Consider the following 9,452-nt stretch of genomic DNA (forward strand, 5'->3'; position numbering starts at 1 on the left):
CCGATGTCTGACGATCCCATCCAGGCTTCCCCCAGCCCCGAGACCCCCAGCCCTGAACCCGACTGGCAGGCCCTGGCCCTGAGCGAGCTGCGCCAGCAGCGCGAGGCCCTGCAGGAGGAGATCCGCCAGCTGGAGGGCCGCCGCGGCCAGATCCAGAAGGAGATCGAATCCAGCTTCGCCGGCCAGGCCGATGCGGTGGCACGGCGGCTCAAGGGCTTCCAGGACTATCTGGTGGGCGCCCTGCAGGATCTGGCCGTGGCGGCGGAGCAGGTGGAGCTGGTGCCCCAGCAGGTGCTGGTGCAGCCCTCCCCCCTCGACCAGGCCAGCCCCGCCGCCAGAGACGCCGAGCCGAGTGTTGCCGTGGCCGCCGCCGGCCAGTTCAGCCAGGACGAAGCCCTGATTCGCGAACGGCTGGCAGGCTTTGGCGGCCAGCCCGACTTCTACGCCGATCCCTGGCAGCTGCGCCGCACCCTCGACCCCAGCGGGGCCACCCTGCTCGACGACTGGTTTCTGGGCCAGGGCGGCCGGGGCGCCCAGCCGAGCTGCGGCAGCCGCAGCCGCAATGCCCTGGTGGCCGCGGCTGCGATTGCCATCCTGGGCGAGCTCTACGGCGAACGCTTCCAGACCCTGGTGCTGGCCAGCCAGCCCGAGCGCCTGGGGGAATGGCGCCGCAGCCTGCAGGACTGCCTGGGCCTGGCGCGGGAAGACTTCGGCCCCACCAGCGGCATCGTGCTGTTCGAGCGGGCCGACGCCTTGGTGGAGCGCGCCGATCGCCTCGAGGAGCGCGGCGAACTGCCCTTCATCGTGGTGGATGCGGGCGAGCAGGTGATCGACATCCCGATCCTGCAGTTCCCGGTGTGGCTGGCCTTTGCGGCCGGCCCCGGCGAATTGATCACCGACGAGCCCTACTGACCCCGCCTGCCATGCCCCTGATCACCCTGCCCGTGCTGCTCGCCAGCTACCTGCTCGGCTCGATCCCCAGCGGCTACCTGGCGGGCCGCTGGCTTGCCGGCCTCGACATCCGCCGCGAGGGCTCCGGCTCCACCGGCGCCACCAACGTGCTGCGGGTGGTGGGCAAGGGGCCTGCCCTGGGCGTGTTTCTGGTGGACGTGCTCAAGGGCACCGCCGCAGTGCTGCTGGCCAAAACCGTGCTCGATCCCTTCGGGGTTGGCGTGGTGCTGGCCGGGCTGGCGGCGCTGGCCGGCCACATCTGGCCCGTGTGGCTGGGCTGGAAAGGGGGCAAGGCGGTGGCCACGGGCCTGGGCATGCTGCTGGGGCTCACCTGGCCGGTGGGCCTGGCCTGCTTCGGCATCTTTCTCGCCGTGCTGAGCGTCAGCCGCATCGTGTCGCTCTCCAGCGTGGTGGCGGCCCTGGCGCTGCCGCTGCTGATGCTGGGCTGGTTTGCCGATACGGGCCTGGGGCTGCGCTGGCCCTACCTGGCCCTCGCCCTGCTCACCACCGTGCTGGTGGTGTGGCGCCACCGCAGCAACATCCAACGGCTGCTGGCCGGCACCGAGCCCCGGCTGGGCGCCTCCAAGGGCTGACCGCACTCAAGCCAAAGCCGGCTCAGGCCAGCGCGCGGCTGCGCTCGGCGGCGGCGATCACCGCCTCAATCAGGGCCGAACGCAGCCCAGCCTGCTCCAGCTGCCGCAGGCCGGCGATGGTGGTGCCGCCAGGAGAGCTCACCATGTCTTTGAGCTGGCCGGGATGGAGATCCCGCTCCTGCAGCAGGGCCGCGCTACCGGCCAGGGTGCGGTGGGCCAGGCGCTGGGCCAGCCGCCGGGGCAGCCCCGCCGCCACAGCACCATCAGCCAGGGCCTCGGCCACCACCGCCACAAACGCGGGCCCGGAGGAGGTGAGGGCCAGGAAGGCATCGAGCTGGGCTTCGGGCAGCTCGTGCACCTCGCCCACCAGGGCAAACAATTGCTCCACCCAGCGCCGCCGCTCCGCCGGCACGGCGTCGGCGCAGGCCAGGCCGGTGAGACCCGCACGCACCAGCGCCGGCGTGTTGGGCACAGCGCGCACGCACTGCCAAGCGGGAAACAGGCGCTGCAGACGCTCCAGGGTGACGCCGGCCAGCACCGAGATCAGCAGGCCGCCCGATGGGGCAGCAGAACCTGCCGCGGCGGCCTCGGCAGCGCCCCGGGCGGCAACCTCCAGCTGCTGGGGTTTGACCGCCAGCAACACCACCGGTGCCGTCCAGGCGGCGGCCGCATCGGTGTCCACGGCCAACTGATGGGCCTGGCGCAGGCTGGCGGCGGAGGCCTCACTGGCCACCACAGCCCGCACACCCTCGCGCTCCACCAGCCCAGCCTCCAGCAGGGGCCACAACAAAGCCTGGGCCATGCGGCCCAGGCCCACCACGCCGAAGGTTGGCGTCACGACGGCCCTAAATGGCGGCGTCCTGGCGTCCCCAAGCTGGGCTGGGGGCCGCCTCCTGCTGGGGCTCGCTGCTCTCCCGACTCACGATCGAGGAGGCGGAGGTCTCTTCGCTGGCGGCCGTGGTCACGGTGACGCAGCTGGGAGCGAACAGAAAAATGCTCTCGCCGACGCGCTCCTGGTGACCATCGATGGCGAAGGTGCCGCCGGCCACGAAATCCACAGCGCGCTGGGCCTGATCCGGCTCCATCATCGTGAGGTTGAGGATCACGGTCTTGCGCTCACGCAGGGCCTGGATGGCGCGGGGCATCTCATCGAAGCTGCGCGGCTCCATCAGGGTTACCTCAGCGGCGGCCGTGGACAGGCCAGGCATACCGATCACGTTGGTGCCGGCGAAAGGATCGTCGGCCGTGAAATCGGAGCTCAGGGCCAGAGCACTGGCACGGCTGGTGAAACCGGGCTCGGGCAGCTCGCCACCGTCGTAATCGAGCTCGTCGTCGTAGTCGCCATCGAGGTAGTCGTCTCCTGAGACAACGGCACGCAGACGGGAGAACAACGACACGGAGCGAACCTCACAGGAAGCTTTCCACCTGAATAGCGTCCCACGCCAATGGCGGCAAGGGTTTCAGAGCGGAATTCGCACCGATTTCGGGATTCGCACCCCGTCAACGGGAGGCTCAGCCCAACGGGGCCGGCCGCGCTCCAAACAGGCTGCTGCCGATGCGCACCCAGGTGCTGCCCGCCGCGGCCGCCTCGGGCCAGTCGCCGCTCATGCCCATCGAGCGCTCCGGCAGGCCCAGCTCCGTGGCCAGGGCGGCACAGTCGCCAAACAGGTCACTGCGCTCAGCTGGCGTGAGGCCCAGGGGTGCCAGGGTCATCAGTCCCACCGGCCGCAGCGGCGCCAGGCCGCTGAGCTCAGGCCAATGGCGACGCAGCTCGGCCGGCTCGAAGCCGGTTTTGGCGGGGTCGGGGCGGAACTTCACCTGAAACAGCACGGCCGGAGCCCGCTGCTCTTCGGCGGCGATGCGTGCCAGGCGGCGGGCCAGCTCCAGGCTGTCGAGGGAGTGGATCGTGCCGAAATGGCGCACCACGCCGCGGGCCTTATTCGCCTGCAGGCGACCGATGAAATGCCAGTCGAGGGGCTCGAGATCGGCCAGCTCGGCCTGCTTGGCCGCAGCCTCCTGCAGCCGGCTCTCGCCGAAGCTGCGCTGCCCGGCCAGCACCGCTTCACGGATCCGGGCGGTCGGCTGGCCCTTGCTCACCGCCAACAGGCGGCAGCCGGGGGGCAGCCCAAACCGCAGGCCGGCCAATCGCTCAGGCAGCCCGCCGTCAGCCACCAGCTCAGATGAAGGTCTGGTCAAACAACTGACGCCAATGGGCATGGGCCTCAGGACCCTCACGACGGGCCCTTGCCAGATTCTGTTCGGCGTAGTGGCGAGCATCCATCAGCGGAACCACCTCAAAGGTGGCACCCCGAGGCTGCAGGGTGACGATGAAGAAAATGCGCTGGGCATACAGCGTGGCAAACAGATCACGGCCTTCGGACACCGACGCCACCCGATAAAGCATCCCAAAGGTGGGATGGTTGAGATAGCGCTCGGGACTCACAAATGCGCTGCTCGCCAATGCGCTGCTCACGAATGCGATCGGTCAGTTGCCATTAAAGGGCACCGACTTTCCAGCGCAGCACGAGCACCAGCAACAGCAATCCCGCCGCCGTGCCATTGAGCAGGCCCTGGCGCCGGCCCCCAACCAGCGGGCGATGCAGCAGCTCAGGTGCCAGCCAGCAGCCGCCGCGAGCCAGCAGCGCCTCAGCCCCCTGCTCAGCCCGCAGCAGCACATTGGCCAGAAGCCGCTCACCCACAGCCAATACCAGGCCGAGGCCCCCTTTCCAGCCCAGGCGCTTGAGATTCACCGCCCGGGTTGCAACAGATCGCAACAGGTTCTGCAGCTCCTCCTGCACCAGCGGCAAAAACCGCAGAGCCAGCAGCAGGGTGAACCCGAGCCGCTCCACCGGCCAGCCCAACCGACCCAGGGGGGCCAGCAGCCAGCTGATCGCCCACACCAGCTGCTCGGGGGCGGTGCTGAGCAGCAGCAGGTTGGCGCTGTGCACCAACGTGAACAGCAACGTGGCGCCATTGAGGCCGAGCTCCGCCGAGCGCCGGGTTACCACCAACGGCCCCTGGCGCAGCAGCACCCAACGGGCACCGGATCGCTCCGGCGGTGCAGTGCCGGGCGGGCCGGGCTCCAGCCGCAGCTCCACCGGCGGGCGTTGCAAAGGGGCTGGTGGCAGCGACCCCGCCGGCAACAACGCGGCCAAGCCGCCAACCAGCAGGGCCAGGGCGAGCAGCAGCGGCACGCTGCGGCGCCACAGGCGCCAGCTCAGGCCACTGACGGCGGTGATCAACAGCAGCAGGACCACCAGGCTGAGGCGCCAGAGCGGCCCGGCCAGGATCGGCGTCACCAGGAAGATCAGGCTCCAGGCCAGCTTCAGCCGGGGATCGAGCCGGCGCAGCCAACTGCCGCCGCCGGCCGCCTCTGCCGGATCCGGAGCGGCGAACTGGCCGATGGGGATCTGGCGCAGAACATCCACTCAGCCGCTCCCTCTCACCTCTGGCCTGGGCTCAACGGCCACGATTCTGGGTACGGGCCAGCTCCTTCTCGGCATCGCGCTGCTGCTTGCCGCGCCAGAACAGCTTGATCGGCGTGCCCTCGAAGCCCAGGCCCTCGCGGATCTGGCGCTCCACGTAGCGGCGATAGGTGTCGCCAAACAGCTTGGGCTCGTTGACAAACAAGGTGAAGCTGGGGGGCCGCACCGCCACCTGGGTGCCGTAGTAGAGGCGGCCCTGGCGGCCGCCGCGGCTGGTGGGGGGCGTGCGCCAGCTGAGGGCTTCGGTGAGCACCTCGTTCACCACCGAGGTGGTGACGCGGCGGCGGTGCTGCTCCACCGCCAGCAGGGCCAACGGGAAGATCGCCTGCACCCGCTGGCCGCTGAGAGCCGAGGTGAACAGCATCGGCGCCCAGTCGAGGAAATAGAGCTTGGCGCGGAGTTCCTTCTCCATCGCCGGCATGGTGTGGCTGTCCTTTTCAATGGCATCCCACTTGTTCACCACCACCACGCAGGCGCGGCCGTCTTCCTCGATGCGGCCCGCCAGGCGCTGGTCCTGCTCGGTGACGCCATCGAGGGCATCGATCACCAGCACGCACACATCGGAGCGCTCGATCGCCTTGAAGCTGCGGTTGATGCCGAAGTATTCAGGGCCGTAGCTCACCGAGCGCCGGCGCCGGATGCCGGCGGTGTCGAGCAGCTTCCAGGTTTTGCCCTCGCGGTCGATCGTGGTGTCGATCGTGTCGCGGGTGGTGCCGCGGATCGGGCTGACAATCGCCCGGTTCTCGCCGCACACGGCATTGAGCAGGCTGGATTTGCCCACATTCGGCCGGCCGATGATCGCCAGCTGGATCGGCTCCTCCTCGCCCTCCTGCTCCTCGCTGGGCGCCAGGAAGCTCACCACCTTGTCGAGCAGGTCGCCGGTGCCGGCGCCGTGGATGGCCGAGATCGGGAAGGGCTCGCCCAGGCCCAGGCCCCAGAATTCCGCTGCCATCGCCAGGCCCGCATCGGGCGACTCGCACTTGTTCACCGCCAGCAGGGTGGGCACCCCCTGGCCGCGCAGCCATTCGGCAATCGACTGATCGGCGGCGGTGCAGCCCTGCTGACCATCCACGATCACCAACGCCACGGCGGCTTCGGCCAGGGCGAGGTTGGCCTGCTCGCGGATCTCCGGCAGGAATTCGCTGTCGTCGTCAAACACCAGGCCGCCGGTGTCCACCACGCGGAAGGTGCGATCGGCCCAGTAGCCCTCCTGGTAGGTGCGATCGCGCGTCACGCCGGGCTGGTCGTGCACGATCGCTTCGCGGCTGCGGCAGAGCCGATTCACCAGGGTGGATTTGCCCACGTTGGGGCGGCCAATGATGGCAACGACCGGTAAGGCCAAGGGAGGTATTCCTACATCTGTCCTGTCTTGACCCTACAGAGAGGCCCCAACCCGGGCCATCAGGAGATCGGCAGGTCGCCGGGATGGCCCGCCACCGGATCGGCCGGCACCTCGCGCAGCGCCGGCAGCGGCCCGCTCTCCGGCAACGGTTCACCCCGCTCAGCCAGGTGGGCCAGCAGCCAGTTCACGGCGGTGGCGCGGCGGGTGCGGCGCGGGTAGAGCTCGCCGATCCGGTAGCCCGCGAAGCCCAGCTGCTCCTTGAGCAGTTGCTTGTGCTCTTTGGGGATGGAGCGGGTGAGGGCGACGCTGGGCGGCCGCTCGGCGATGAACTGGGGCTCGATCGGGAAGGACTCCCGCCACACGGCGCCCGCAGCCGGGCCTGCGCTCCAGATGCCGGAGCCGTTCTGCGCGTATCCCAGGCGCGGCCAGATCAGCTCACACACGAAACGATCGCTGAGGCGGTCGGCCAACACCGCCTCCAGCAATTCGCGGCTCAGGGCGAAGGGATCGGGGCTGGCGGCGGCCTGAACGGAAGCCATCGGCCTGGAGCATCACAATCGGATCACCATGATCACCGCTTCTCCCCCGCAGACACCCCTGCAGCTGGCCGGCAACGGCACACCGCGCGCCCTGCGCTGCCGGGTGCTGCAGTCGCCGTTGGCGGGGGTAAGCGACCGCATCTTCCGCGGCCTGGTGCGGCGCTGGGCCCCCGATGCCCTGCTGTTCACCGAGATGGTGAACGCCACCAGCCTGGAGCTGGGCTTCGGGCTGCAGAAGGTGGAGGAGCTCGCCAGCGAAGCCGGCCCGATCGGCGTGCAGCTGTTTGATCACCGCCCCGCCGCCATGGCCGAGGCGGCCCGCCGCGCCGAGGCCGCCGGCGCCTTCCTGATCGACATCAACATGGGCTGCCCGGTGAAGAAGATCGCCAAAAAGGGCGGCGGCAGCGGCCTGATCCGCGACCCCGAGCTGGCGGCCCGCATCGTGGACACCGTGGCCGCGGCCGTGCGCATTCCGGTGACCGTGAAAACGCGGCTGGGTTGGTGCGGCAGCGACCTCGCCCCCGTGGCCTGGTGCCAGCAGCTCGAGAGCGCCGGCGCCCAGCTGCTCACCCTGCACGGCCGCAGCCGCGAGCAGGGCTTCAAGGGCCGCGCCGACTGGGCCGCCATCGCCGCGGTGAAGGCGGCGCTCACGATTCCGGTGATCGCGAATGGCGACGTCAACAGCCCGGAGGATGCCTTGCGCTGCCTGGCGGAAACGGGCGCCGATGGCGTGATGGTGGGCCGAGGCACCATGGGCGCCCCCTGGCTGGTGGGCCAACTCGATGCGGCCCTGGCCGGCCGGCCGGTGCCGCCCACCCCCAGCCCTGCCGAGAAGCTGGCCCTGGCGGCCGAGCAGCTGCGGGCCCTGGTGGCAGCCAAGGGTGACCACGGCCTGCTGATCGCCCGCAAGCACATGAGCTGGACTTGCAACGGCTTCGCCGGCGCCCCCCAGCTGCGCCACGCCCTGATGCGGGCCCCCACCCCGGCCGAGGCGCTGGAGCTGCTGGATCGGGCCGCAGGCCAGCTGGGAAAGTGCGGAGCGGCTGTTCAGGCTTGAGGAGCAGCTGGCTCCGGGCAGATGCGGCTCTGAAAATCGCAGCGGTGGATCGCTGGCTTCTGCCAACTGAGCGGGATTTCCAGCAGGTCGCGGCTGCCGGTGATGGCCTGCACCGCCAGCAACACCAGCACCAGCAGGTTGGAGGCGATGTGCAGCCGCCGCCAGCGCAGGTGGCGGGTGATTTCAGGCCGGGCCGCCAGGTTGAACAGCAGCAGCCCCGTCAACAGCACCCCGCTCCAGTAGTGGGAGCTCCAGAAGGCCCCGCTGAAGGGGTTGTCGGAGAGGCGCCAGATCTCCGGTTGGCTACCCAGGCCCAGGAGACCGGCCCAGGTGAGCAGGGTGAAGCTGGCCCGCAGCGCTGGCCGCTTCACCTTCAGCAGCGCCAGCAGCGCCACCAGGGTGCCGGCCGCCACAACCATCAGCAGCACCAGGCGCGCTGCCCCTCCGGCAAAAGCCGCTCCGGGCTCCGCGGCCTTGCTGAGGAAGGAGTACACGAGGGCGGTCAACACCGCCACCACCACCCCGGCCGTGAGCCAGCGGCCGTGGTCGGCATGTTCGCGGGGCACCAGGGCGGGCTGCTGGGTGATCCCCAGGCGCTTCTCGCGCACCAGGATCCCCAGCCGGATCGTGGCCCCCACCACCGGGTACACAAACAAGATCACCAGGACCGGGTGCAGCAGGGAGAACCAGTCGATGGCCGTCATGGCAGCACCTGAGTCATGGCAACACCTCGGGCCAACCCTGGCGGATCAGCAACAGCGAAAAGTAGGGCTGCTCCTCGCCGGGCACCGCCGCGGCCGCGGCCAGCAGCTGGTCGGGCCAGCCCACCCGCTGGGCAAACAATGCCGCTTCCAGCAGGCCCCGGGTCTCGAGAATCGGCCGCACCCAGCGCCAGCGTTGGCCCAGCTTGAGCAGGGCCAGCACCGCCCCAGCCGCCCGGGCTTCCGCCAGCAACGCCTCCAGTGCCGCGGCGGTGTCAGGGGTGGGGCGGATCCAGAGGGCGTCCTGCTGCAGGGCCAGGGGCCAGCGGCCTGCTGCTGCTGCAGCCGCCACCGCAGTGATGCCGGGGATCACCGCCACGGGGCAGGCCGGATGGCGTTCCGCCAGGGCCAGCAGGGCATAGGAGGCACTGGCGTAGAGAGAGGCATCTCCCTCGCACAGCAGCACCACGGCGCGGCCACCCGCCACCTCCGCCGCCAGGGCATCGGCGGCGGCGTGCCAGGCCGCCCGGCGCGGTTCGGCCTCCGTCACCATCGGAAACAGCAGCGGCAACCGCCGCTGCTCCGGGTCGATCCAGGGAGAAGCAATGGCCGCCGCCATGCCCTCAGCCTCCAGCCGCGCCACCGGGTAGGCCACCACCGCCGCCGCCTGGATCGCCCGCACCGCCGCCACCGTGAGCAGCTCCGGATCACCGGGGCCCACGCCCACCAGGGTGAGGCCGACGGCGGCAGGCGCACTCGAGGGGGGAATCACACACAGGCTGCT

12 protein-coding genes are annotated in these 9,452 nt (G+C 70.3%); 3 read left to right on the forward strand and 9 right to left on the reverse strand.

Translation table 11 applies throughout. The features are described from left to right. The first annotated feature begins 3 nt into the window (after positions 1-3). Positions 4-912 (forward strand): DUF3086 domain-containing protein, encoded by a 909-nt coding sequence (locus KBY70_RS12445; RefSeq protein WP_094561426.1) that lies wholly within the window; start codon positions 4-6, stop codon positions 910-912. Between the two features lie 11 nt (positions 913-923). Next, complete coding sequence (gene plsY / locus KBY70_RS12450) at positions 924-1,544, forward strand: glycerol-3-phosphate 1-O-acyltransferase PlsY (protein WP_254988702.1); 621 nt, start codon at positions 924-926, stop codon at positions 1,542-1,544. Positions 1,545-1,566: 22 nt separating this feature from the next. Here the strand turns inward: plsY and proC are convergent, their stop codons facing one another. From proC to KBY70_RS12485, 7 genes are all read right to left on the reverse strand, one after another. Beyond that, positions 1,567-2,382 carry a pyrroline-5-carboxylate reductase gene (gene proC, locus KBY70_RS12455; RefSeq protein ID WP_254988703.1) on the reverse strand — a complete coding sequence of 272 codons (816 nt, stop codon included), beginning with the start codon at positions 2,380-2,382 and terminating at the stop codon, positions 1,567-1,569. A gap of 7 nt (positions 2,383-2,389) precedes the next feature. Beyond that, positions 2,390-2,941 (reverse strand): cell division protein SepF, encoded by a 552-nt coding sequence (locus KBY70_RS12460; RefSeq protein ID WP_094561429.1) that lies wholly within the window; start codon positions 2,939-2,941, stop codon positions 2,390-2,392. A 115-nt stretch (positions 2,942-3,056) separates the two neighbouring features. Continuing rightward, entirely contained in the window at positions 3,057-3,716 is a 660-nt protein-coding gene (locus tag KBY70_RS12465) for a YggS family pyridoxal phosphate-dependent enzyme (protein ID WP_369802058.1), read from the reverse strand. A gap of 4 nt (positions 3,717-3,720) precedes the next feature. Then, complete coding sequence (locus KBY70_RS12470) at positions 3,721-3,987, reverse strand: PipX family protein (protein ID WP_094561450.1); 267 nt, start codon at positions 3,985-3,987, stop codon at positions 3,721-3,723. 52 nt (positions 3,988-4,039) lie between these two features. Further along, a complete protein-coding gene (locus KBY70_RS12475; RefSeq protein ID WP_254988704.1) occupies positions 4,040-4,972 on the reverse strand; it encodes a CbiQ family ECF transporter T component in 933 nt (310 codons plus the stop codon). Positions 4,973-5,003: 31 nt separating this feature from the next. Continuing rightward, entirely contained in the window at positions 5,004-6,371 is a 1,368-nt protein-coding gene (der, locus tag KBY70_RS12480) for a ribosome biogenesis GTPase Der (protein ID WP_094561432.1), read from the reverse strand. 59 nt (positions 6,372-6,430) lie between these two features. After that, the gene (locus tag KBY70_RS12485) at positions 6,431-6,910 is read right to left on the reverse strand and encodes a DUF1823 family protein (protein WP_254988705.1); all 480 of its coding nucleotides are present in this window, start codon (positions 6,908-6,910) and stop codon (positions 6,431-6,433) included. Positions 6,911-6,938: 28 nt separating this feature from the next. On the opposite strand from KBY70_RS12485, the gene dusB reads away from it, so the two are divergent. Further along, positions 6,939-7,967 (forward strand): tRNA dihydrouridine synthase DusB, encoded by a 1,029-nt coding sequence (dusB, locus tag KBY70_RS12490; protein WP_254988706.1) that lies wholly within the window; start codon positions 6,939-6,941, stop codon positions 7,965-7,967. Here dusB and KBY70_RS12495 read toward each other — a convergent pair. Further along, on the reverse strand, positions 7,958-8,671 hold the full coding sequence (locus KBY70_RS12495) for a DUF4079 domain-containing protein (protein ID WP_254988707.1): 714 nt from the start codon (positions 8,669-8,671) through the stop codon (positions 7,958-7,960). The two genes, dusB and KBY70_RS12495, sit on opposite strands and share 10 nt — an antisense overlap. 13 nt (positions 8,672-8,684) lie before the next feature. Continuing rightward, positions 8,685-9,440, reverse strand: coding sequence for a precorrin-2 C(20)-methyltransferase (cobI, locus tag KBY70_RS12500; protein ID WP_233128731.1), 756 nt, complete (start codon positions 9,438-9,440; stop codon positions 8,685-8,687). Positions 9,441-9,452 lie beyond the last annotated feature (12 nt).

Source organism: Cyanobium sp. ATX 6E8, assembly GCF_024346335.1.
Classification (GTDB): domain Bacteria; phylum Cyanobacteriota; class Cyanobacteriia; order PCC-6307; family Cyanobiaceae; genus Cyanobium_A.